At 58.5% G+C, this 24,472-nt stretch carries 19 protein-coding genes and 1 pseudogene; 10 read left to right on the top strand and 10 right to left on the bottom strand.

The window, feature by feature from the left end:
• The 6 genes from IEW65_RS05530 (at nt 1) to IEW65_RS05505 (ending at nt 7,132) form a co-directional block, all read left to right on the top strand.
• Nucleotides 1-825 (top strand): enoyl-CoA hydratase/isomerase family protein, encoded by an 825-nt coding sequence (locus IEW65_RS05530; protein ID WP_188638496.1) that lies wholly within the window; start codon nt 1-3, stop codon nt 823-825.
• Nucleotides 822-2,861: an acetyl/propionyl/methylcrotonyl-CoA carboxylase subunit alpha gene (locus tag IEW65_RS05525; protein ID WP_188638495.1), complete on the top strand. Its 2,040-nt coding sequence runs from the start codon at nt 822-824 to the stop codon at nt 2,859-2,861. The genes IEW65_RS05530 and IEW65_RS05525 overlap by 4 nt, the downstream gene beginning before the upstream one ends.
• A gap of 10 nt (nt 2,862-2,871) precedes the next feature.
• On the top strand, nt 2,872-3,789 hold the full coding sequence (locus IEW65_RS05520; RefSeq protein WP_188638494.1) for a hydroxymethylglutaryl-CoA lyase: 918 nt from the start codon (nt 2,872-2,874) through the stop codon (nt 3,787-3,789).
• A gap of 75 nt (nt 3,790-3,864) precedes the next feature.
• Entirely contained in the window at nt 3,865-5,571 is a 1,707-nt protein-coding gene (locus IEW65_RS05515; protein ID WP_188638493.1) for an AMP-binding protein, read from the top strand.
• 116 nt (nt 5,572-5,687) lie between these two features.
• Nucleotides 5,688-6,518, top strand: coding sequence for a class I SAM-dependent methyltransferase (locus tag IEW65_RS05510; protein WP_188638492.1), 831 nt, complete (start codon nt 5,688-5,690; stop codon nt 6,516-6,518).
• Nucleotides 6,519-6,562: 44 nt separating this feature from the next.
• The gene (locus IEW65_RS05505) at nt 6,563-7,132 is read left to right on the top strand and encodes a hypothetical protein (RefSeq protein ID WP_188638491.1); all 570 of its coding nucleotides are present in this window, start codon (nt 6,563-6,565) and stop codon (nt 7,130-7,132) included.
• A gap of 3 nt (nt 7,133-7,135) precedes the next feature.
• On the opposite strand, the gene IEW65_RS17145 is transcribed toward IEW65_RS05505, so the two are convergent.
• Together IEW65_RS17145 and IEW65_RS17140 are read right to left on the bottom strand one after the other, a co-directional pair.
• The gene (locus IEW65_RS17145; RefSeq protein ID WP_268234702.1) at nt 7,136-8,476 is read right to left on the bottom strand and encodes an NAD-binding protein; all 1,341 of its coding nucleotides are present in this window, start codon (nt 8,474-8,476) and stop codon (nt 7,136-7,138) included.
• Between the two features lie 106 nt (nt 8,477-8,582).
• A pseudogene (locus tag IEW65_RS17140) lies at nt 8,583-9,038 on the bottom strand (cation:proton antiporter domain-containing protein); the annotation flags it as partial.
• Nucleotides 9,039-9,131: 93 nt separating this feature from the next.
• On the opposite strand from IEW65_RS17140, the gene IEW65_RS05495 reads away from it, so the two are divergent.
• The 3 genes from IEW65_RS05495 to IEW65_RS05485 are packed head-to-tail and all read left to right on the top strand — an operon-like array spanning nt 9,132 to nt 11,487.
• Nucleotides 9,132-9,398, top strand: a complete 267-nt coding sequence (locus IEW65_RS05495; protein ID WP_083026323.1) for a Trp family transcriptional regulator — start codon at nt 9,132-9,134, stop codon at nt 9,396-9,398.
• The gene (locus IEW65_RS05490; protein ID WP_188638490.1) at nt 9,395-10,816 is read left to right on the top strand and encodes an anthranilate synthase component I family protein; all 1,422 of its coding nucleotides are present in this window, start codon (nt 9,395-9,397) and stop codon (nt 10,814-10,816) included. The genes IEW65_RS05495 and IEW65_RS05490 overlap by 4 nt, the downstream gene beginning before the upstream one ends.
• Nucleotides 10,813-11,487, top strand: a complete 675-nt coding sequence (locus IEW65_RS05485; RefSeq protein ID WP_188638489.1) for an anthranilate synthase component II — start codon at nt 10,813-10,815, stop codon at nt 11,485-11,487. Before IEW65_RS05490 ends, IEW65_RS05485 begins: the two co-directional genes overlap by 4 nt.
• Here IEW65_RS05485 and IEW65_RS05480 read toward each other — a convergent pair.
• From IEW65_RS05480 to cysM, 8 genes are all read right to left on the bottom strand, one after another.
• Nucleotides 11,471-11,746 (bottom strand): DUF1294 domain-containing protein, encoded by a 276-nt coding sequence (locus IEW65_RS05480; protein WP_188638488.1) that lies wholly within the window; start codon nt 11,744-11,746, stop codon nt 11,471-11,473. The two genes, IEW65_RS05485 and IEW65_RS05480, sit on opposite strands and share 17 nt — an antisense overlap.
• 27 nt (nt 11,747-11,773) lie before the next feature.
• A complete protein-coding gene (rluF, locus tag IEW65_RS05475; protein ID WP_188638487.1) occupies nt 11,774-12,835 on the bottom strand; it encodes a 23S rRNA pseudouridine(2604) synthase RluF in 1,062 nt (353 codons plus the stop codon).
• 26 nt (nt 12,836-12,861) lie between these two features.
• On the bottom strand, nt 12,862-13,407 hold the full coding sequence (locus IEW65_RS05470) for a DUF924 family protein (protein WP_188638486.1): 546 nt from the start codon (nt 13,405-13,407) through the stop codon (nt 12,862-12,864).
• Between the two features lie 75 nt (nt 13,408-13,482).
• The gene (ppc, locus tag IEW65_RS05465) at nt 13,483-16,131 is read right to left on the bottom strand and encodes a phosphoenolpyruvate carboxylase (protein ID WP_188638485.1); all 2,649 of its coding nucleotides are present in this window, start codon (nt 16,129-16,131) and stop codon (nt 13,483-13,485) included.
• Nucleotides 16,132-16,173: 42 nt separating this feature from the next.
• On the bottom strand, nt 16,174-17,001 hold the full coding sequence (gene mazG, locus IEW65_RS05460) for a nucleoside triphosphate pyrophosphohydrolase (RefSeq protein WP_188638484.1): 828 nt from the start codon (nt 16,999-17,001) through the stop codon (nt 16,174-16,176).
• Nucleotides 17,001-19,277, bottom strand: coding sequence for a GTP diphosphokinase (gene relA, locus IEW65_RS05455; protein WP_188638483.1), 2,277 nt, complete (start codon nt 19,275-19,277; stop codon nt 17,001-17,003). Before relA ends, mazG begins: the two co-directional genes overlap by 1 nt.
• Nucleotides 19,278-19,347: 70 nt before the next feature.
• The gene (rlmD, locus tag IEW65_RS05450; RefSeq protein ID WP_188638482.1) at nt 19,348-20,784 is read right to left on the bottom strand and encodes a 23S rRNA (uracil(1939)-C(5))-methyltransferase RlmD; all 1,437 of its coding nucleotides are present in this window, start codon (nt 20,782-20,784) and stop codon (nt 19,348-19,350) included.
• Nucleotides 20,785-21,681: a cysteine synthase CysM gene (cysM, locus tag IEW65_RS05445; protein ID WP_188638481.1), complete on the bottom strand. Its 897-nt coding sequence runs from the start codon at nt 21,679-21,681 to the stop codon at nt 20,785-20,787.
• A gap of 91 nt (nt 21,682-21,772) precedes the next feature.
• Between cysM and IEW65_RS05440 the strand changes: the two genes are divergently transcribed.
• Nucleotides 21,773-24,472, top strand: a complete 2,700-nt coding sequence (locus IEW65_RS05440) for an ATP-binding protein (RefSeq protein ID WP_188638480.1) — start codon at nt 21,773-21,775, stop codon at nt 24,470-24,472.

Here is a 24,472-nt window from a genome sequence, read left to right as displayed (position 1 = left end):
ATGGCTTACTCAACGTTAATTATTGAGGCGGGTATCGCCCGCCTAACCTTAAACCGCCCAGAGGTGCATAACGCCTTCGACGACAGCCTGATTGCCGAGCTAAACGCACATCTGGAAAAGCTGCACGACTTGGCAAGCTCAGGGGACGTGCGGGTAGTGGTGTTTGGCTCTGAAGGTAAAAGCTTCTCGGCGGGCGCTGACCTGAACTGGATGAAGCGCATGGTCGATTACGACCTGGAAGATAACCTGGCAGATTCCCGCAAGCTTGCGGCGCTGATGCATGGCCTGGATACGCTGCCCTGCCCCACCATCTGCCGCGTGCAGGGGGCGGCGTTTGGCGGCGCGGTGGGCTTGTCCGCCTGCTGCGATATCGTCGTGGCTTCTGAAAAAGCCAAATTCTGCCTGTCAGAAGTCAATATTGGCCTGTCGCCTGCGGTCATTAGCCCTTACGTTCAGCGCGCCCTTGGCCAGCGCCAGATGCGCCGCTACGCGCTGACCGCCGAAGTGATGGATGCCCCCACCGCGCTGAGTCTGGGCTTGGCCCATCAAGTGGTCGAGCACGAGGCGCTGGATAGCGCCGTTGACGCCCTGCTCGCCACGCTCATGAAAGGTTCCCCCCAGGCACAGCGGGCTACTAAGGCACTGCTAGCTACCGTGGCCCAAGCACCGGATGCCGATGCCACCCGCGAGCACACCTGCCAAGTGATTGCCAAGCTGCGGGTGAGCCAAGAGGGCCAAGAGGGTTTAGCCAGCTTTTTTGACAAGCGTCGCCCCGCCTGGACATCTCCTGAAGAACACAATAACGCTGCGGAGCCACGCTCATGACGTTTACCCCGACTAAATTCGATACGCTACTGGTGGCCAACCGCGGTGAAATCGCCTGCCGCGTGATGCGTACCGCCCGCCGCATGGGCTTAAAAACCGTCGCCGTTTATTCCGATGCCGACGCCACCGCCCGCCACGTGCGTGAAGCCGATGAAGCCGTACGCCTCGGCCCTGCCGCCGCCCGGGAAAGCTATTTGAACGTTGACGCGGTGATTGCGGCCGCCCAACGCACCGGCACCGGCGCGATTCACCCCGGCTATGGTTTCCTGTCTGAAAACGGCACCTTTGTTAAAGCGTTAGAGCAAGCGGGCATTACCTTTGTTGGCCCGCCCGCTTCCGCTATTGCCGCCATGGGCGACAAGTCTGCCGCCAAAGCGCGCATGGCAAATGCAGGCGTGCCGCTGGTGCCCGGCTACCACGGCGACGATCAAGGCGACGCCCTGCTGCGCTCAGAGGCCGATAAGATCGGCTACCCGGTCATGCTAAAAGCCAGCGCCGGTGGCGGTGGTAAAGGCATGCGCGTGGTAGAAAGCGGTGAAGGCTTCCAGGCCGCGCTGGACGGTTGCCGCCGGGAGTCTAAAGCCGCGTTTGGCGATGACCGCATGCTGATCGAGAAGTATCTGGTACAGCCCCGCCATGTGGAAGTGCAGGTATTCTGCGACCGTTACAACAACGGCGTGTACCTGTTTGAGCGGGACTGTAGCGTGCAGCGCCGCCATCAAAAAGTGATTGAAGAAGCCCCCGCCCCCGGCATGACGCCTGAACTGCGCGCCGCCATGGGCGATGCAGCCGTTCGCGCCGCCCAGGAGATTGGCTACGTGGGCGCGGGCACGGTGGAGTTTCTGTTAGACGCCGACGGCTCGTTCTACTTTATGGAGATGAACACCCGCCTGCAGGTCGAGCATCCGGTCACCGAGATGATTACCGGCCAAGACTTGGTGGAGTGGCAGCTAAGAGTGGCCATGGGCGAGCCGCTGCCCTGTCGCCAGGACGAGCTGACCATTACCGGCCACAGCTTTGAAGCACGCATTTACGCCGAAGACCCGGAACAGGACTTCCTTCCCGCCACTGGTCTGCTCACGCGCTTCGCGCTGGACTTAGCGGGCGCTGGTTTAGGTGCGGATCAAGTGCGCCTAGACAGCGGTGTAGAGAGCGGCGATACGGTCTCGATGCACTACGACCCGATGCTCGCCAAGCTGATTGTGCATGGCGTTGACCGCGACGCTGCGCTAGCCACCCTCAACCGGGCGCTGGCGGCGCTGGATGTGCAGGGCGTAGTCACCAACCGCGCCTTCTTGCAGCGCCTAGCCAATCACCCAGGCTTTAAGAACGTCGAGCTGGATACCCGCTTTATCGAGCGCAACGAAGCCACCCTGTTTGCCCCCCGCCAGTTTTCCACAGAAGACTATGCCAGCGCCGCGCTGATTGGTTTGCATCAATTAGCCCAGGAGTGCGAAAGCGACTCACCCTGGGACCGCCACGATGGCTTCCGGCTCAACGCGCCGCACACCATTCGAATTGCGCTGTGTGACCCGGCCAGCGCTCAAGCCGCAGACAATGACAGCGCGGTGGTCGTGGTAGAAGGCAAGCGCGCCACCTTGGATGCCCAGTGGCAGCTCACCATTGGCAACAGCACGCTGACCGCCAGCCTACAACCGCTGGAAGGCGACGCCGTGGCCGTCACGCTCAATGGCCACCGCCGCCGCTTACAGGCGTGTAAAGATGGTCATGTGGTGGTGATGGCAGAACCCAGCGGTGAAACCCGCCTGTTCTGGCGGCGCATCGACGCCATCGACCATGGCCATCACGAAGCGGAATCTACTCTCACCGCGCCGATGAACGGCACGGTGGTGGCGCTACTAGTGGAACCGGGTGCCCAGGTTGAAAAAGGCATGCCGTTGATGGTGATGGAAGCTATGAAGATGGAGCACACCATGACCGCCCCTGCCGATGGCAGCGTAGAGACCTTCCACTTCCAGGCAGGCGATACGGTTAGCCAGGGCGCTGTGCTGCTCGACTTTGCCCCCAGCGAATAGGAGCACCACCATGGCACTGCCAACGTCTATCAAGCTATTTGAAATGGCCCCCCGCGACGGGCTGCAAAACGAGCCGGGCACCCTGGTGCCCACCGCGACCAAAATCGAGCTGATTGAGCGGCTGGCGAATGCAGGCATTCGCCACATTGAAGCGGCCAGCTTTGTATCGCCCAAGTGGGTACCGCAGATGGGCGATGCCGACGAGGTGATGCGCGGCATTCAGCGCCAGCATGGCGTGGTGTATTCCGCGCTAACGCCTAACCTCAAAGGGCTAGAGGGCGCACTAGAGGCTGGCATTGAGGAAGTCGCGGTGTTTGGCGCGGCCTCTGAAGCGTTCTCTCAGAAGAACATTAACTGCTCGATTGCCGAGTCTTTGGCACGCTTTGAGCCGGTGCTTGCCCGCGCTCACGAGGCAGGCGTGCGGGTACGGGGCTATGTTTCCTGCGTGCTGGGGTGCCCTTATGAAGGGTACATTGCCCCAGAAAAAGTCGCCGAGGTCGCTAAAGCGCTTTTTGAGATGGGCTGCTATGAGATCTCTCTGGGCGACACGGTGGGTGTCGGGACACCGCTGGCCGCCAAACGCATGATCGAAGCCACCCGCCAGCAGGTACCGATTGAGAAGCTGGCCGCTCATTTTCACGATACCTACGGCATGGCCATCGCCAATCTGTACGCCGTGATGGAAGAAGGCGTCAGCGTGATCGATGCCGCCACGGCGGGCCTCGGCGGCTGCCCTTACGCCAAGGGGGCTTCTGGCAACGTGGCCACCGAAGACGTGCTTTACTTAGCGGAAGGCTTGGGCATTGAGACGGGCATTAACCTCCAGGCGGTGATCGATACCGGCTACTGGATCACTCAGCAGCTGGGCCGCAAGCCCAGTGCCAAAGTGGCCTTGGCTCGAGGGTGCTCCAACGCCAGCGTGCTCTAACACAACGCATCCGCCTAATAATTAAAAACGTTTTACGTCCCGTTCAGATAAGAAAAACATTTCGGAGAGACACTCATGGCATCACCTGCACCTGCATCCAGCGCCTTGCCCAGCTACACCAGCAGCACCGCCGACAAGCCACTGCTGGGCATGACCATTGGCGATAAATTTGACCAAATTGCCGCCCAATATCCGGATAACGACGCACTGATTGCACTGCACCAGAATATTCACTGGAGCTACCGGGAGCTTCAGCAGGAAGTGAACCGCTGCGCCCGCGCCCTGCTGGCCATTGGCGTTAAAAAGGGTGACCGTGTCGGCATGTGGGCCCCCAACTGCAGCGAGTGGACGCTGACCCAGTTTGCCACCGCTAAAATTGGCGCGATTCTGGTCAACATTAACCCCTCTTACCGCACCCATGAGCTGGAGTATGCGCTGAATCAGTCCGGCGCGCGCTTTTTAGTCACGGCTCACCAGTTCAAAAGCTCCGACTACACGGCGATGCTGTTTGAGCTGGCGCCAGAGCTGAACAGCTGTGCGGAAGGCCAGCTAACATCACAAAAGCTGCCGGACCTTGAGTGCATCATCAACCTAAGCGCCGACAAGCACAGCGGCATGTGGCGCTGGGCTGATTTTATGGATGAAGCTAATAAGATTAGCCAAACCGACGTGGACGACCTGCAGGCCACGCTGCAGTTCGACGACCCCATCAACATTCAGTACACCTCAGGCACCACCGGCTTCCCTAAAGGGGCGACGCTCTCCCACCACAATATTCTCAACAACGGCTTTTTTGTGGCGGAAAGCATGGGCTTTACCAGCGAAGACCGCCTGGTGATTCCCGTACCGCTGTACCACTGCTTTGGCATGGTGATGGGCAACCTGGGCTGCATGACCCACGGCGCGGCGATGATCTATCCGGATGAAGGCTTTGACCCCGGCAAAGTGCTCAAAGCCGTCCACGAGCAGAAAGCCACCGCGCTTTACGGCGTGCCCACCATGTTCATCGCCGAGCTTGAGCACCCGGACTTCGCCGGCACCGATTTTTCGTCGCTGCGCACCGGCATTATGGCGGGCTCCATTTGTCCTGCTGAAATCATGAAGCAGGTCATCAACAAGATGAACATGAAGGGCGTGCAAATCGCCTACGGCATGACGGAAACCAGCCCCGTTTCTACGCAAACCGGTGCCAATGACACGATCGATAAGCGGGTTTCCACCGTAGGCCGTACCCAGCCCCATCTGGAGAGCAAAATTGTCGACCCCGGCAACGGCGGTATTCTGCCCCGTGGCGAAATCGGCGAGCTGTGTACCCGTGGCTACAGCGTGATGCTCAAATACTGGAACAATGAAAAAGCCACGGCGGAGGCCATCGACGAAGCGGGCTGGATGCACACAGGCGACTTGGCCACCATGGATGACGAGGGCTACATCCAAATCGTTGGGCGCATCAAAGACATGGTGATTCGCGGCGGCGAAAACGTCTACCCGAAAGAGATTGAAGAGTTCTTGTACGCCCACCCGGCGATTTCCGAAGTACAGGTCACCGGCGTGCCAGATAAAAAGTACGGCGAAGAGTTGATTGCCTGGGTGAAGCTCAACAGCACGGCTGGCGATATTACCGGCGAAGACCTGCGCGACTACTGCAAAGGCAAAATCACCCACTTCAAGATCCCGCGCTACTTCAAGTTTGTGGAAGAATTCCCGATGACCGTTACTGGCAAGATCCAGAAATTTAAAATGCGTGAAATCTCGATTAAAGAGCTGGGGTTGGAAGACTAAACGTAAAAGAGATCGAAGCTGTTACAACGATCAACTGTTGATCAGAACAACCCGTGGCGGAGGCTTTCGCCAGGGTTGCTCTGACCCTGAGACGTTAGCCCCAACCGAGACTCCCCATGCCGACTTCCCTCGCCCACCACTACCATCACGGGCTGCGCGACCAGGATATCCTTAACCAACTGCGCACCCACTACCCCGAGGGTGCCACGCTTCATCAATTAGCACCGCTCGACCAGCTGCATATTGGCGGTATCGCCGCATCCAAAAGGCTCTTGGATCTGCTCGACCAGAGCGCCCCTAAGGTGCTGGATATTGGCGCTGGGCTGGGTGGATTGATGCGCCAGGGGGCCGCGTTGGGTTTTCATCTCACTGGACTGGATATTACCCACCGCTTTAACGTGCTGAATCAAGCCATCAGCCAGCTGGCCATGACACAGCCCCCTACCGCTTCATCAGCGGGCAAGTTGCGCTGTGTGACGGGAGATGCCTGCGCACTGCCGTTTAGTAATGCCAGCTTCGATGCCGTGCTGTTCCAACATAGCCTAATGAATATGCCTGACCCTGCTCGCGTACTGGCCGAGTGCCGCCGCGTGTTACGCCCCGGCGGGCAGCTGGTGATGCATGAAGTGGTGAGCGGCCCCCATTGCGAGACGCTGCGCTTTCCGGTGCCCTGGGCAGAAGGGCCTGAACACTCGCATTTGCTGTCATTAAGTTCATTGACTCAGTTGCTGCAAAAAGCGGGCTTTGACGTTCAACACTGCGAAGACTGGAGCCACACGGCGCTTGAATGGCGTCAGCGCCAGCGGCAAAAAGAGCAGGCTCCGCGTACCGCCGTGCTGTCGCCGCAGTGGGTATTTGGTGAGCGATTTATGCAAATGGGAAAAAACGTGCTCGATAATTTGGCAAATGGCGCAATTAACGTGGTGGAAATCAGCGCTCGTTGCTAGGCTGGTAAGGATAACGCCAATGAGAAAGGACAAGAGGATCGCCAATGAACCGCTTGGCTAGCACACTGCTCTTGAGTCTGTTCGGCACCGCGCTTCCCTTTACCGGATCTTTTGCCGATGAAGACGCTCCTATTATCTCTTATGCCGCCCCCGATAGCGCTCTGATGCGGCTCGATAATGGCGTTGTACTGGAAGGCAGCGATTTAAGCAGTCTGGATACCTACACTTCCGGATTCCGCCTCACCGCAGGGTTTAGCCCCTGGCAGCTTCCCCAGCTCGATATTGGCGCTGAAATTGCCTACCGGGAAAGCGACGAAGTGCCACTCGCCACCAGCGTTAATCCCATGATCATGGATACCCTCAGTCTAGGCGGTGCGATTGTTGCGGGAGTCCGCATGGGCGCGTTTAGCGTTTATGCCAAATCGGGGCTCACCGAGTGGCGAGGCGACACCGACCAGCCGATGGCCGACGATAGCGGCACCGCCCTCCTTCAAGGGTTTGGTGCCACCATGACCATTAATCGGCTTATCAGCCGCTTAGAGTATGAACGCATTGATGCACCCACGCTCAGCCACCTCAATATGCTTAGCGCGTCGCTACATTTGCCGTTCTAAGCATTATTTTTCTTGTTGATCGTTACTCTCGTGGGCGGGTGCCGTCCAAATAGGTACGTCCTCCCGATGAGGCTCGTGCCAATCTTGATGCATGGCGGTATTCAGCGCTTCTTCCAGCTTCATAAATAGTTCGCCATAGCGCGGGCTAAAGCTGATGCCTTCATCGATCTCTTTCCAGGCCTCGAACAGCTCGTCGGCGTGGGCGTCTTCGTTTTGCACGAACGCCCAGGTCATTTGCTTGGCGCGCATCGGGTGAACACCCATGGCGGTGAGCGCATGGCCGCCTAGCTCCAGCGCAGAGTGGTAGGTTTCACTGATCACATCGTCGGCCCCGGCCTCGCGCAGCTGGTAGCCGTGGCCACGGTCAAAGGCGCGGGCCAGCACCCATACATTGGGGTAGAACTGTTTGACGTGCTTCACGATCCCCACCGCACGCTCGCGGTCATCGATGGCGACCACCAGCAGCCGAGCGTGCTCAATTCCGGCGGTTTCTAAAAGGTCTGAGCGGCTTGCGTCGCCAAAATAGCTTTTGATACGAATATTGCGCAGGTTTTCGATCTGCTCAATTTCGTGATCCAGGGCCACGATGGGAATGTTATTGGCCCGCAGCAGGCGGCAAATAATCTGACCAAAACGGCCGACACCTGCCACGATAACCGGTGCCTGCTCTGCAATCGTATCGGCCTCGCGGTCGTCATTCTTAACAATTTGGTAACGCGGCAGCACGAGACGGTCATAGGCAATAAACAGCAGTGGCGTTAGGAACATCGACAGCGCCACCACCAGCGACAACACCTGTGAAAGCGCCACTGGAATCACGTTGCTCTGCACGCTGTAGGTCAGCAGCACAAAGCCAAACTCCCCCGCTTGAGCAAGGCTTAGGGTAAACAGCCAGCCATTGCTCCCACGCACTTTGAACAGCAGCGCCAGTACCAGCAGAATGACCGCTTTAACGACAATCACGGCAATGCCAAGCCCCAGCACTGTCGCCCATTCAGCTGCCAACACGTCAAAGTTAATACCCGCGCCCACGGTGATGAAGAACAGCCCCAACAGCAGCCCTTTAAACGGTTCGATGTTGGCTTCAATCTCGTGTTTGAACTCGCTGTTGGCCAGTACGATACCGGCCAGGAATGCCCCCAAGGCGGGTGATAGATTCACCAAACTCATTAACGCGGCAATACCAATCACCAACATCAACGCCGAGGCGGTAAACACTTCCCGCAGGCCGGAGCCAATCACGTAACGAAACAGCAGCGGCCCTAAATAGTAGCCGCCCACAATCACACTGCCGATGGCGGCCACCACCACCAGCGCATGTGCCCAGGCAGGCAGGTGCGCCACTAGGCTTAGCCCCGCGTGGCCATGGTCGACCCGCAGCCCCCATTAATTCCGGCAGTGCCAGCAGCGGAATCAGCGCCAGCATAGGAATAACGGCAATATCTTGAAACAGCAACACCGAAAAGGCGCTGCGCCCGCCTTCGGTTTTGGAAAGCCCCTTTTCACTTAAGGTTTGCAGCACAATGGCGGTGGATGAAAGCGCAAAGATTAAGCCAACCGCCAGGGCAGTTTGCCATACAAGCCCCAGCCACCATGCAATGGCAGCGCCTGCCGCTGCGGTCAGCACTACCTGCAAACCGCCCAGGCCTAGAAGACGCACACGCATGGCCCATAAGCCTTTGGGGTCTAGCTCCATGCCCACCAAAAACAGCATCATCACCACGCCAAATTCAGCAAAGTGCTGGATAGTGGTGGTCTCCTGGCCGACCAGCCCCAGCACGGGGCCAATCACCACCCCAGCAACTAAGTAGCCCAACACCGAGCCCAGCCCAAAGCGCTTAGCCAGCGGCACGGCAATCACCGCCGCCACTAAATAGATGAATGCTTGAATAAAATAGCCGGTCATGGCGATTCCTTAATCTGATGGCGACTTGACTTCCCTGAGCAATCAGTTAACGTACTAGTACGCTAGTACATGACCAAATCACTCGGTGGCACGATGTCTTTACACGATACGTTTCAAGCTGACTTGGTGCGCCACCTGCTTGCGATCGACACGCCCGACGCAATGGATGAAGCGCTGGCCAGCCTGCTGACGCCAGCAGAGTATCAAGAAATCAGCAAACGCCTACAGATTTTTAAGCTGCTGCGCGAGGGCGTGCCCCACCGCAAAATTGCCGAAACCCTGGGCGTGGGTATTGCGACCGTGTCACGCGGATCACGCGCGCTGACGATGTTAGCCTCTTCACGGAATGATCACTTATGAGCACCACCGATACGGCCGCTGCGGCAGGCCCTCAGCCGTTCACCCTGCCCCGCAAGCCCCACTACGTTACCCTCGCGGCAGACTGTGACTTCTTTGCTCTGTTCCAAAAAATCGAGCGGCGCTTCGATACCTGCTACATGCTGGAGTCGCTGGGCGAAGACAGCCATATCGCGCGCCACTCCATTATTGGCTTCGACCCGGAGTACACGCTTTACGCCAATGGCACTACACTGAGTATTGAAAGCCGTGACGGCGAAGCCAACCACTACCCCAGCGACAACCCCTACGAGCTGCTGCGCAGTTTGATCCCGCAGAATATTATCTCGCGCAAATACGCGGGCGGGTTAAGCGGCTACCTGGGCTACGACGCCATGCAGTACTTCGAGCCCTCACTCACGCTGAAGGCTAGCGACGACTTCGATACGTTTCGCTTTGGGCTGTATAAAGATGGCCTGATCCTAGACAAGATGACCGGGGAAGTTACTTACTTCTACTACGACAACAGCCGTTACGAGTTTCTACAGACGCTCATCGACGCCGACGACGAGCCCGCAGGCGCGCTGCACATTACCGCGCTGGGCGACACCATGAGCAAAGCCGAGCACGCCGAAGCGGTTGCCAAAGTGAAGCAGGACATCATCGACGGCAAAGTATTCCAGTGCGAAGTGGGCTTTAAAAAGCGCTTTCGCATTCAGGGTGACACGCTGGCGCTTTACGACCAGCTGCGCACTATCAACCCTTCGCCGCAGATGTACTACGTGAAGTTTGGCGAGCAGAAACTGATTGGCGCGAGCCCCGAGCTGCTGTTCCGCCTGCGCCAGGGCGAGATGGAGACGTTCCCGCTGGCGGGCACCACCCTGCGCGGCCAAACGCCCCAGGAAGATACCCAGCTTGCCCGCGCGCTGCTCAACGACCCTAAAGAGATCGCCGAGCACAACATGATCGTGGACCTGCACCGCAACGATATTGGCCGAGTGGCGCAGTTTGGGACGGTCAAAGTGCGCAGCCTGATGGACATTAAGCGCTTCAGCCACGTTCAGCATATCTCCAGCGAAATTGTCGGCATTATTGCCGAAGGCGAAGATATGTTTACCGCGCTGGCCAGTAACTTCCCGGCGGGTACGTTGACCGGCGCACCTAAAATCGAAGCGATGAAGATCATCGACGATCTAGAAACCGACGGGCGTGGCCCCTACGGCGGCGCGGTGGGCCAGTTCTCCTTCAACGGCGACTGCACCTTTGCGATCCCCATTCGTACGGTGTTTGTTAACGGCGAGCGCGCCTACGTGCAAACCTGCGGCGGCAACGTGTACGACAGCAATGCCGAGGATGAGTACGAAGAGATTCGCCGCAAATTTGCCGGCACCCGCAAGGCCTTGGCGCCCTTTATGGATACGGAAACGGAGAGCCCCGCATGAAGGTGCTGATCATCGATAACTACGACTCCTTCACCTATAACCTCTACCAGTTTATTGGTGAGATTCTAACGACGGAGAAGAATCGCGGCGAGCTGCCCCATTTTGAGATCATGGTGAAGCGCAATAACCAGATCGATTTTAAAGCGATTGAAGCCCTGGCACCGGATCGCATTATTATCTCGCCAGGCCCCGGCTCGCCGGATGACCCGCGCTACTTCGGCGTATGTGCCGAAGTGATTGAAAAGCTGGGCAAAACCACGCCGCTGCTGGGCGTGTGTTTAGGCATGCAGGGCATCGTGCATGTATTCGGCGGCAAGGTGGTCAAAGCACCGCTGCCCATGCACGGCAAAATCAGCCCCATCAACCACGACAACCGCTCGGTGTTTCACGGCGTACCCGACCAGCTTGAAGTGATGCGCTACCACTCGCTGATTGCCGATGCGGCAACGCTGCCGGAGTGCCTGGAAGTGACCGCCACGGTGGGCGCACTCACCGCCGACAGTTTTGCTGAACGCGGCCGCTGGCAGGCAGCGGGTGAGTTTGAGCTGATGGGCGTGAAGCACCGTGACTACCCGATTCACGGCATTCAGTTTCACCCGGAGTCGTTTGCCACCGAGGGCGGCAAAGAGCTGATTGCCAACTTCCTCTTTGCCCCTAACGCAGCGGCATAACCGCGACAAAGCCGCTTAACACCGCGATATTGAGCAGCACCGTGACCCAATAGACGCGCCGAAAGCTGGTTTTTTGGGTCTTGTGGCGCAGCTGCTGCTGCGCGCACCATGCCCCCGGCCAACCGCCTACCAGCGCCAGCCAGTGCAGCGTTTTTTCGCTCACGCGCTGGCGCTTTTTGATCGCAGCCCGCTTATCCCACGCATACGTGGCGTAGGTAATCACGCTGGCCGTCGCATACCATGCCAGAAGGTAACTCATATAAGTAGGCATCTCTGTCATGGAGAACTACTTGCGCCGGGAAGGCGGCTTACCGGAGGCGGCTTTACCCCCGCTGGGGCGGCCGCCCTTTATCGCGCCCTTCCTCGTGCCCGGTTTGCCGCTAGAGTGACTCCCGGGCCTCCCCTTTCCTTTAGTGGCCGGTCTTCCCGCTGACGCTGCTCCTTTGCCGCCTGGCTTAGCAGCAGCGGCCCCTTTTGCCTTGGGATCCTTGCGGGCTTTGTTACCCGCGTGGGCACCTGAAGAGGCCCGTTTTGCTGTTGGCTTTTTATCCTGCGCGCTACTTCTACCGCCGCTGTAGTTGGGACGGGCGGTTTTTTTCTTCTCAGATGCTTTCTTCTCAGGTGCTGCGTCTGAGGTTTCGGTGAGGGCAACAATGGTCTCGATCTCTTTGGGAGTTAGGTCACGCCAATCCCCCAGCGCCAGCCCTTTGAGCGATACGTTCATAATGCGCGTGCGCACTAGCTGGGTCACTTCGTAGCCAAAGTATTCGCACATACGGCGAATTTGGCGGTTGAGCCCCTGCACCAGGGTAATGGTGAACACAAAGGTGGACTCTTTGGCGACATGACACTTTTTGGTCATCTGCCCAAGGATCGGCACGCCGCCCTGCATACCGGCAATGAACTCGTCGGTAATCGGTTTATCGACCGTCACCACGTACTCTTTTTCGTGGTTATTGTTGGCACGCAGGATTTTGTTGACCAGGTCGCCGTTGTTGGTGAGAAAGATCAGCCCCTGAGAGTCTTTATCTAGCCGCCCAATGGGGAAGATGCGCGTGCCGTGCTTCACAAACTCAACGATGTTGTCTTTTTCCGCCGACTCCGTGGTGCTCACAATGCCTACCGGCTTATTCAGCGCGATGAGAACGAGATCCTCCTCTTCCTGCGGCTCGATCTCCTGGCCGTTGACCTTTACTCGATCCCCCGCGACCACTTGGTCACCGGTGGTTGCCCGGCGGCCGTTGATCCACACATTGCCCTGCTCGACAAAGCGGTCCGCCTCCCGGCGGGAACAGAGACCGCTTTCGCTGATGTATTTATTGATACGGGTAGATTTTCGTAACGACATAAAACGCCATGTAGCCTAAATAAACGTTAAAAAGAGGAGCCGGGCTGCTTAAGGAATTCGACCTCTTCTGGGGTCGAGGTTCTGCCCAAGACCGCATTACGGTGCGGGTAGCGCCCAAAGCGGTCAATAATCGCCTTGTGGCGTTTCTCAAACTCTAAATTGCTCTCTAGCCCCGGCTGGTCGAACAGCTGAAGAGCAAGGGTATGAATCGCCGCCGACTCGCTGTGCATATAGGGCATATAGAGAAAGCTGCGCTCTACCGCCGAAAGCGACTGGTCGGCCCCGCTGGCAACCGCTTCCTGGGCCAGTGCTAACGCCAGCGTGTCGCTGGCGAACGAGCGGGCATCATCGCGATAGATATTACGCGAGAACTGGTCTAGCACGATCACTTCCGCCAGCCGACCACGAGCCGAACGACGCCACTCAAAGCACTCGCAGGCCGCGGCTTTTTCAAGCACGTCGCTAAAGCGCTCGATAATCTGTTGATCAATGTGGGTATCTTTCTTAAACCACTGGGCTGGCGACAGCTCCTGAAACCAGAAGGCCAGCACAGCCTGAGCATCTGTCGTCATGTTCCTTGCCTCCCACGCCACGTAAAGAAAAGCGCCGCCACCCATCGGTAGCGGCGCAGATAGGCAGCTATTAGCTTAGCCCGTGTTACGCAGGCCAGCCGCAATCCCTGCCATGGTGACCATCAACGCGCGGGAAAGGTCAGCGCTAATCGCCCCGTCGGCATCCCGATTACGCTGCAAAAGCTCAGCTTGCAGGCCATGCAGCGGGTCGATGTAGGGGTTGCGCACGTCAATCGCCTGACGAATCAGCGGCGTGTTCTCCAGCAGCTTCTCCTGCTGCAGGATATCCAGCACCACGTCCTCCAGACGCTCGAAGCGCTCGCGAAGCTTTTTGCCCAGCGCTTTTAGCGACGGCTCGTCCACCAAGCGGTGTTCGTAGTAGGCGGCAATCGCCACGTCTGCTTTGGCCAGCAGCATCTCTAACATATCCAGGTAGGTGCCAAAGAACGGCCACTGGGTACGCATCTCTTGCAGCACTTCGCGGCCGCCGGGCTGCTCCAGGCGGCGGGAGAAGGCTTCGCCGCTGCCTAGCCAAGCGGGCAGCATCAGGCGGATCTGCGTCCAGGCGAAAATCCAGGGAATCGCCCGCAGGGTTTCCACGCCGCCATCCTGACGGCGCTTGGTGGGCCGCGAGCCAAGCGGCAATCGGCCCAGCGCCCCTTCTGGCGTTACCGCGCGGAAGTACGGCACGAAGTCGGGGTCTTCCCGCACTACGCCGACGTAAGCAGCGTGGGCCACCTTGGCCAGCTGGTCCATCTCTTCGCGCCAATGGGGCTCCGGCGCGGGCGGTGGCAACAGCGTGGCTTCCAGCACCGCGCAGGCGTAGATCTCCATGGAGCGCAGCGCGATATCCGGCTGGCCGAACTTAAAGCGAATCATCTCGCCCTGCTCGGTCACCCGCAGGCTGCCGTTCACGGAGCCCGGCGGCTGAGAAAGAATCGCCGCGTGGGCCGGACCGCCCCCACGGCCAACGGTGCCGCCACGGCCGTGGAACAGCGTTAGGTCAACGCCGTGCTTCTCGCACACGTTCACCAGCGCTTCCTGGGCGCGGTACTGAGCCCAAGCAGCGGCGAGCTGACCGGCATCCTTAGCGGAGTCGGAGTAGCCGATCATCACCTCTTGGCGGTCTTTAGCCAGGGCGCGGTAACCCGGCAGCGCCAGCAGCTGATCAATCACATCGCCCGCGTGGTCCAGGTCGTTGAGGGTTTCGAACAGCGGCGCGATGGGTAGCGTTACCTGCCCACCCACTTCTTTCATCAGCAGCGCCACGGTGAGTACATCAGAGGGCTCGGCGGCCATGGAGATAATGTAAGTACCCAGTGCTTCCGCATGCTCCTGGGCGATCACCTTGAAGGTGTCGATGACTTCCCGGGACTCTGCCGAACACTCCCAGCGGCGGGGAATCAGCGGGCGGCGGGACTCAAGCTCCGCTAGCAAAAACTCCTGACGCTGGGTTTCGCTCCACTCTTGATAATGGCCTAGCCCCAGGGAGCTGGTGAGTTCTTCCATTACTTGGGCGTGGCGGCTGGCTTCCTGGCGAAGGTCGAGCTTGGTCAGCGTGACACCGAACACGGCCACGCGGCGCAGGGTATCCAACAGCGCGCCGTTGGCGATGGTATCCAGCCCCACGTCGCACAGCGAGCGGTAGCAGGCCAGCAGCGGCGCGTAGATTTGGTCGCGGGTTTCAATAATCGGCCCGCCGTCGTAGTTGCGGCCATCCAACTGCGCTTTCGCCCAGTCGCGGGTGGCTTCCATTTTAGTCAGCAGCCGCTTAAGCAGCTCCCGATAGGGTTCCGCCACATCGCCCACTTCGGCTTTGAGGGCGCTGTTGGCTTTCCACATGGAGAGCTCGGTTTTGAGCTGCTCTAAATCGCGCAGGTAAAGGTCCGCCGCCATCCAGCGGCCTAGCAACAGCACTTCCTGGGTGACTTTGGCGGTGACATTCGGGTTGCCGTCGCGGTCGCCGCCCATCCAGGAGGCGTAACGAATCGGCGCGGCGTCTAGCGGCAGGCGCTCGCCTGCGGTGTCCAGCAGCAGGTTATCCAGGTCGCGGTGGAAATCCGGCACGGCTTGCCACAGCGAGTTCTCGATCACCGCAAAGCCCCACTTCGCCTCATCCACTGGCGTGGGGCGTTCGTGGCGAATCTCATCGGTGTGCCACGCCTGGCTAATCAGCTCTTCCAAGCGGCCTTGGGCTCGGGTGCCGCGCTCGGGGTAATCTTCCGAGCTCTCTATCGCGGTGAGGCACTCATCAATGGCATCGTATTTCTGGATCAGCGTGCGGCGAATCACTTCGGTGGGATGCGCGGTCAGCACCAATTCAACGCGCATATTGGCCAGAGTTTCTACCAATTTACGCGGTGAGTTGCCCGCCTGCTGGGCGCGCCCTAAGAGCTCTCCTAATGCGGGCTGCGAGCCGGGTTTGTAATCTTCTACCCGACGAAACCGCGCCCGGTAGTGCTGCTCAGCGATGTTCGCTAGGTTTAAGAACTGGTTAAAGGCGCGGGTAACGGGTAAGAGGTCCCGCTCAGGCAGCTGACGCAGGTACTCGATGAGCTGACGCTGCTGCAGGGAGTCGCCCTGGCGACCGCGCTTGGCGTGGGCACGAATGGTTTCAATCTTATCGACAAACGACTGGCCTAAATCATCGGCGATGGTTCGCCCTAAGCTGTCGCCCAGAATACGCACGTTATCGCGCAGTGATTCGTGTAGATCATGACTCATTGGCGTGGCCTCCTTGCGGGGTCGCGTTGATGTGTTGAGAAGTTAGTGTTGTTCTTGGGCTTTAGCGGCTTGCCAATGGCCTTCCATCTCATCCAGCGAGGCCTCGTTTAACGGGCGCTCGGCATCGGCAAGCGCGCGTTCAACATAGCGAAAGCGGCGCTCGAATTTTGTATTGGTACTACGCAGGCACTGTTCGGGGTCGGCGCCCAGCGTACGGGCTAAATTGGTGACGGCGAACAGCAGGTCACCCACCTCTTCCTGGGCGTGCTGACGATCCCCTGCCGCCAGCGCCTCCTCGACTTCCTCCAGCTCTTCGCGGATTTTGGCCAGCACGCCTTCGGCGTCGGGCCAATCAAAGCCTACGCGGGCGGCGCGTTTGGAGAGCTTGGCGGCGCGGCTAAGGGCGGGCAGCGTTCTTGGCACGTCATCCAGTACGGAAGGAGGCGTGACAGCACGCTCAGCGCGTTCGTCCGCCTTGAGCGCTTCCCAGCGGCTATTCACCTGCTGGGTTTTGACCTCATCAGCACTCACGCCGGGCGGGCGGCGGGAAGCCAGCGTGCCGTCTGGAAACACATGGGGATGACGGCGCAGCATTTTGGCGGTCAGCGTATCGACGATATCGTGAAAGTCGAAGCGCTGCTCTTCTGCGCCAAACTGGGCGTAATACACCACCTGAAATAGCAGGTCGCCCAGCTCGCCGGGCAGCTCCTCAAAAGCGCGACGCTCGATAGCGTCAGCCACTTCATACGCCTCTTCCAGGGTATGGGGCACGATGCTGTCCCAGTCCTGCTTGATATCCCACGGGCAGCCCTGCTCCCGGTCGCGCAATACGGTCATCAGGGTGAGTAAATCATCCAGGGTATGGCGCATCAGGCCCCTCCTTTACGGGCACTTTTTTCAGGATCGGCGTTACGCAAGCGGCGCACTTCGGTCACGTTAGGCAGTTGCTGAATACGTGAGAAGAGCCTGCCGAGTGACTCCAGGCCGTCTACTTCCAGCGTAATTCGCAGCCGGGCAATGCCTTCATCGGTATCGGTGAGGGTGTTGACCGCCAATACGTTGACCTTCTCGTTGCCCAACAGGCCCGTCACATCGCGCAGCAGCCCAGAGCGGTCCCAGGCTTGAATCTCGATGGTGACCGGGTAGCGGGTGTGTGCCCGCTCGCCCCACTCCACTTCGATAATGCGCTGGGGCTCTTCCATACGCAATTGGAGAATATTGGTGCAGTCCTGGCGGTGCACGGTCACACCGCGCCCCTGGGTAATAAAGCCCACAATCGGCTCGCCGGGCACCGGGCGGCAGCAGTTGGCCATGCTGGTTTTCAGGTTGCCCACCCCAAGCACAGTAATATCGCTTTGGGTGGCCTTGCTGGGCTGACGGCGGGGTTTGGCCAGCAGGCGGTCTAGCTGCTCTTGGTCATCGGTTTCACCAAACAGCTGCTGGGCCTGGTGCAGCACTTGGCCAATTCGCAGGTCGCCCGCCCCCAGCGCCGCGTACATATCATCGGCGTTTTGGTAGTTAACGGCTTTGGCGAGCTTGGGCAGGTCCAGCCCTTCTACGTCCAAGCGGCGCATTTCACGTTCGAACAGCGCGCGCCCTTCGTCTAGGTTCTGGTCGCGGGCCTGGTGCTTAAACCACGCTTGAATTTTGGCCCGCGCCCGAGAGGTACGCACGTAGCCCAAGCTAGGGTTGAGCCAGTCGCGGCTGGGGCCGCCTTTGGTGGCGGTGAGAATCTCGATTTGCTGGCCGGTTTTTAGCTTGTAGGTCAGCGGAACAATGCGCCCATTGATCTTGGCCCCTCGGCAAAGATGACCTATTTCGGTGTGCACACGGTAAGCAAAATCGATAGGCGTGGCGATGCGCGGCAGGTCAATCACGTGACCATCGGGCGTGAAGACATAGATGCGATCAGGGGCGACATCGCTGGAGAGGCCTTCGCGTAGATCGCCAAAGCCGCCCACTTCGTCCTGCCACTCCAACACTTGGCGCAGCCAGGCGATTTTCTCTTCGTAGCTGCGGCTTTTGGCGTTGGTATCGTGGCCTTTGTAGCGCCAGTGGGCGCAGACACCCAGCTCCGCTTCATCGTGCATGCCAAAGGTGCGAATCTGAATTTCCAGCACCTTGTTTTCAGGCCCCATGACGGCGGTATGCAGCGACTGATAGCCGTTTTTCTTAGGGTTGGCGATGTAGTCGTCAAACTCGTTGGGCACATGGTGCCAGCGGGAGTGAACGATGCCTAACACGGTGTAGCAGTCGGTGACTTCCGGCACCAGGATGCGCACGGCGCGCACGTCGTGTACCTGGGAAAAATCAATCCGCTTGCGCTTCATTTTGCGCCAGATGGAGTAAATGTGCTTGGCTCGCCCGCTCACGTCGTAGCGGTGAATATGCTGAGCTTCCATCAGGCCTTTAAGGGTTTCCACCACGTCGTGAATATAGCGGTCGCGGTCAAGGCGCTTTTCCGCTAACAGCTTGGCGATGGCTTTGTAATCTTCTTCGTGCAGGTAACGGAAAGAGAGGTCTTCCAGCTCCCATTTGATTTGGCCAATGCCGAGTCGGTGCGCCAGCGGCGCGTAGATATCGGCCACTTCTCGCGCAACCTGTAGGCATTTCTCACGGGGAGCATCTTTGACTTGGCGCAGTGCACAGGTGCGCTCGGCAATTTTGATCAGGGCAACGCGCACGTCGCCGACCATATTCACCAGCATTTTGCGCAGGTTCTCCTGCTGATTATGCTGGCTCATGCCATGGTTAGGTGCCAATGGGTAGCTGATGGCGGCCATTTGCAGCACGCCGTCGATAAGCTTAGCGACTTCATCACCAAAGCGTTTGCCCACGGCCTCAAGGCTTAGTAGCCCTTCGCGCACAGCGCGGTAGAGCACGGCGGCTTCCAGCGTTGCTTGGTCAAGCTTGAGGTCGGCGAGAATATCCGCCATCTCAAGCCCCATCCGGAAGCTAGAACCCGGCGATAGCCACACGCGATGGGTGCGAGGCGCCTCTCGCTCTAGCTGCTCGGCGAGCTCGCAGGCTTGCATCAAGCGCTCAGGTTCACGTAGGCGCACATCTTCCTGAAGGCGCGTTAACCATTGTTGTATGTCCACCTTACCGCTTTCTGTCAGCGGCTGGTCTTCACGCACTTTCACCATGACTATGACTCATCCTTTCAGGGTGGCAGCCTCCACACCACTGCCACCAAAGCTTGCTGCAAAGGGCAAACTAGCCCGCGTATTCAAACAGCATCAGCGTTTCCATGTGGGCGGTGTGCAGGAACATGTCCGCCACTGCGACGTGCTTGACGCGATATCCCGCATGCACAAGGTGTGCCGCATCCCGCGCCAGCGTAGCAGGGTCACAAGAAATATAGGCCACCTTAGCCACTTTATGGCGTCCCACCGCCTGGCATATAGCTTCTGCTCCGTTGCGCGGTGGGTCTAACACCAAGGCATCCACCGGATGCTCGCGCAGTAGTGCTTTCACCGCCGCCACATCGTTAAGATCCGCCTGCTGTGCACTCACCGTGAGATGGTTAAGCATCGCGTTATCGCCCAAGCGCTGCACCATTGCGGCATTCCCCTCTACCGCGTGCACGCTTGCACCCGCCGCCGCCAGAGGTAAGCTGAAATTCCCCATTCCCGCGAACAGGTCTAGCAACGCCATCCCAGGCGCTGGCTTTAACCATGCTACCACTTGGGAGACCATCTTTTGATTGACCTCGGCATTTACCTGTAAAAAATCACCGGGGGCAAACTGCAGCACCAGTTCTTCTGTGGTGGTGTTAGCAGCAGGCACAATGCCTAGCGCACTCATCGCAAAGCGCTCTTCCAGCGCAGGCTCTGCACCATGCCAGTGCAGCGCGGGGGATTCTCGCCCTAACCACATGCCCACACTCACCTGCTGCTCGGCGGCAAACGCTTGCCAACGCTGCCAATCCTGCGGCTGCTGCTTTAGCTGCCTGATAAGCACCACCGTAGCTTGCGGCGTGGCCATTAGCTCAATATGGCCCACCGCCCGGGGGGCATCTAGCTGAGTAAGCAGCTGCTTTAGCGGCGTTATCAGCGTTTGTAGCGCAGGCACCAGCACATGGCAGTGATCAATATCTACAAGCCGGTGGCTATTGGCTGCGCGAAAACCAAGCCGCACGTTATTCTGGCTATCGACCTTGACGCCTAGCCGCGCCCGGCGGCGATAGTGTTCCTGATGGCCATCAATCGCGGCGATATCGCTGAGCTTTATGCCCTGGCGCGCCATTAACTCTGTCACCACCTCACGCTTGTGAGTGCGCTGCGCGTCTACCGCCAAGTGCTGTAAATCACACCCACCGCAGTGGCCAAAATGATCGCAGGGGGGCGTTACTCGCTGCGGTGAGGAGATCATCAACGTTTTGATATGAGCTTCATCAAAGCGCTTGCGAGTGACGTGCACCGCCACCTCCACCTGTTCTCCGGGCAGCGCTTGATCCACAAACACAGTTTTGCCTGCGGGGTTGTGGCTAACGCCTCGCCCATCGTGGGCCAGCCGCTCAATGACCAGCGGCGCAGAAGCATCCTGAGAGGTTGCCTGCTTAGCAGGCGCAGGTTGACTGCTTGGCGTTCGCGCCAGCCCAGAGTGGCCGGAGGCGGGCCTAGGCGGCCGCCGCTTACCCAACATAGCCATCTATACCTCCGGAGCGAATAAGCCCGTAGAGAGATAGCGATCCCCACGGTCACAGACAATAAACACGATGACCGCATTCTCGGTTTGTTCAGCAATACGCAGCGCACCTGCCAGGCTGCCGCCGGAGGAGACGCCCGCGAAGATGCCCTCTTCACGCGCTAAACGGCGCATGTGCTCTTCTGCTTCGTGCTGGCCAATATCAAGCGTCGTATCCACACGCGGCGCTTCAAAAATGGCCGGTAAATACTCTTGCGGCCAACGGCGAATACCGGGGATGCTAGCGCCATCTGCAGGCTGCAGGCCGACAATTTGAATCGCGCTATTTTGCTCTTTCAGGTAGCGCGATACGCCCATGATGGTGCCCGTGGTGCCCATAGAGCTGACAAAGTGAGTCACTTCACCGCCGGTTTGCCGCCATACTTCCGGCCCGGTGGTGCGGTAGTGGGCCAGCGGGTTGTCCGGGTTGGCAAACTGGTTTAGCGGTTTGCCTTCACCGCGGGCAATCATGGCATCTGCGATGTCACGGGCCTCTTCCATGCCGCCTTCTTTACTGGCGCTAATCAGCGTTGCGCCGTAGGCGGCCATCGCCTGCTTACGCTCAGTGGAGGCGTTTTCCGGCATGATCAGGGTCATTTTGTACCCTTTAATCGCCGCTGCCATGGCGAGGGCAATACCCGTGTTACCCGAGGTAGCCTCAATCAGCGTATCCCCTGGGGTAATCTCTCCGCGCGCTTCTGCTTCGCTCAGCATCGAAAGCGCCGGACGGTCTTTGACCGAACCCGCCGGGTTATTACCTTCCAGTTTGGCAAGCAACGTATTGTTTTTACCGGCGGTAATCCGTTTTAGGCGAACCAGCGGCGTATTGCCGACCACATCTTCAAGCGTGGGATAATTCATCGAACATTCCTTCTCGTAACCGTTATGCTGCATTATATCGGTGCTGCCTGTGACTGGACAGGCAACCTTCTAGATTCAACGAGCTTCTTTCATGTCATTAAACACGCGTCTGCTATTTGCCCTGCTGGGTTTTCCTCTGCTGGTGTACGCCGTCATGGCGGTGCTCTTCGTGATTCAAAGCGACCACACTGGCCGTGATGTTCTTAAAGACCGCCTCACCAGTGCTGGCGAGCTATTGGCCCCAAGCCTTGGCAGTGCCATGGCTGACGGCGATTTACAGCGCCTTGAGGAGCTGGCACAGCAGTTGCTGGAACACCGGGGGTTGCGGGCAGTAACGCTCTTTGATGAGCAGGGTAACCGCCTGCTGGTGCTGGGCCGCTCGATGCCGCCGCCGCCGCGGTTACATGCCCCGGAGGTTACCGCGATTGCGATGGAAGAAGACGCTTGGCGCTTGCAGGTACCGCTCACCAGTGAAACCGTTGCCAGCGCTAACCGCGTGGCAAGCGGATGGCTAGAGGCGGAAATGGATATTCGTGCGTTAACGCTTGAGCGCTATCGGCTAATAGCCAGTTTGAGTCTGGGCGGCATGCTACTAGGGCTGCTGCTGTTTTTGATTGCCTTTGCCATTAGCCGCTACGCCAGCCGCCCTATTGAAGAGGCCAACCAAGCGCTATATCGCTTATCGCGAGGTGATTACAGCTTGGTAATGTCCACCGCCAAGCCAACCGAGTTTAAACAGCTGGCCAACCACATTAACCGCTTAGCCGAACATTTCCAGCAGGCCCAGCGTGACATGCAGAGCCAGATTGAGCAGGCCACCAGCGAACTGCAGGAGTCGATGGAGACCATTGAAGAGCAAAACATCAAGCTCGATTTGGCTCATCGTAGCGCGCTACGTGCCAACGCCGTTAAATCCGAGTTTCTAGCGAATATGAGCCATGAGATACGCACACCGCTGAACGGTATTATCGGCTTTTGCCGCCTGCTAGGACGCTCCTCCCTGGATAATCGGCAAAAAGAGTGGCTAGAGCACGTCCGCCGCGCCTGCGATAACCTACTGATGCTGGTCAACGATGTATTGGACTTCTCTAAACTGGAAGCCGACCGGCTGACCTTGGAAGAGGTTGATGTCGATATTGTCGCCCTGGTGGATGAGATTATTGGTCTTCATGCCCCCGAAGCGCAGCGCAAGCAGCTGCACTTGGTCGCCATGGTCTACGACGATGTGCCCACGCCCCTATGCGGCGACCCACTGCGTATCCACCAAGTGTTGAATAACCTGCTGGGCAATGCCCTTAAATTCACGACGGAGGGTGAAGTAATCGTCCGGGTAATGCTGGATAACCAGGAAGGTCAGCATGTGGTGTTGCACATTAGCGTTAGCGACACCGGCATTGGCTTAAGCGACGAGCATCAACAGCAGCTATTTAGCGCCTTTTCTCAAGCCGAACCCAGCCATTCACGCCAGTTTGGCGGCAGCGGCTTGGGCCTCACGATTTGTCGCCAACTGATCCAGCGCATGGGCGGGGAAATCACGGTTGAAAGCGAGCTAGGCAAAGGGTCGACGTTCTCCTTTACGCTGCCGCTGCTAGCGCATCTTGCCGACGAGCGCCCGCCAGAGCTGACGCTGGACAGCCCCATTGTCCGCCTTCATGAACCTCACCTACCCACCCGCAACGTGCTAGAACACCTGTTGGAGCGCTGGGGCGCACGCCCAGTGTCGTTCATTGACGCAGGCAGTGAGTCGCTGCTGATTCTGTGTTTGTCCGCAGAAGACTTTGACGAAGAGCGCAAAGGCTATTGGCAGTCCGTGATTCAACAAACGCCCTGCCCGGTCATGATTCTGGCAAACACCACAAGCTTTGACCTGCCTTCATGGGAGCTGCCCCATGGCGGTGAGATGCTGTGTAAACCGTTTACCCGCGCACAGCTAGCCACTACGCTGCGTATGCTGATGCACCCTCAGGCTCTTTCTATTACCAGCGACAGCGTCAGTAAACCTTTACCTGCGCCACACTTAACCGTTCTGATCGTCGACGATAACTCGCCTAATCGTGAGCTGTTAAAAGCCATGCTGGAGAGCGATACGTTACGCATTGCACTGGCTGAGAGTGGTCATGAGGCGCTAGAGTTCGCCCGCCACCACACCGCAGATATGGTGCTGATGGATATTCGTATGCCCGGCATGGATGGCATACAAACGACCCAGGCACTGCGTAGAATTAATAATAGCTGGGCGCGCTGCCCTATTATTGCCGTGACGGCTCACGTACTCAGTACGGAAAGGCAGCAGTGGCTAAGCGAAGGTCTAGACGATGTTTTGGTCAAACCGATCGACGACGCTCAGCTACAGCAATTGCTGCAGCGTTTCTTAGGCATCGCACCGCAACATATGACCGCGCCAGAAGTGACGCCTGCTCGTCCGTTACCATCACCCAGCGCCCCCTCAAGCTCGCTCCCAGCCGTCGACTTAACCCTTGGGGCACGCTTAGCGGGTGGCAAAGAGACACTCGCGAAGCAGCAGTTAGTAAGACTTATCGATAGTTTGCCCGAAACCGAGCAGCAGATCCGCAGCGCCTTCCAAGCGGCCGATTTAACGACACTACTCGACTGGGTACACGGGTTGAACGGTGCCAGCCGCTACTGTGGCGCACCAGAATTAGCGCTACTGGTGGAAACGTTAGAAACACGATTGCGCACCAGTGGACTACGCCATGTTAAAACGCTACTGGACGAGCTCTATACCGCCATGGCGCGCCTTAGCCAGGAACGCCATACCTTGCTCACGTAG

The organism is Vreelandella lutescens (genome assembly GCF_014640815.1).
GTDB lineage: Bacteria > Pseudomonadota > Gammaproteobacteria > Pseudomonadales > Halomonadaceae > Vreelandella > Vreelandella lutescens.
The sequence above is the reverse complement of the archived record's forward strand: the minus strand, read 5'-3'. Positions and strand labels throughout refer to the sequence as shown.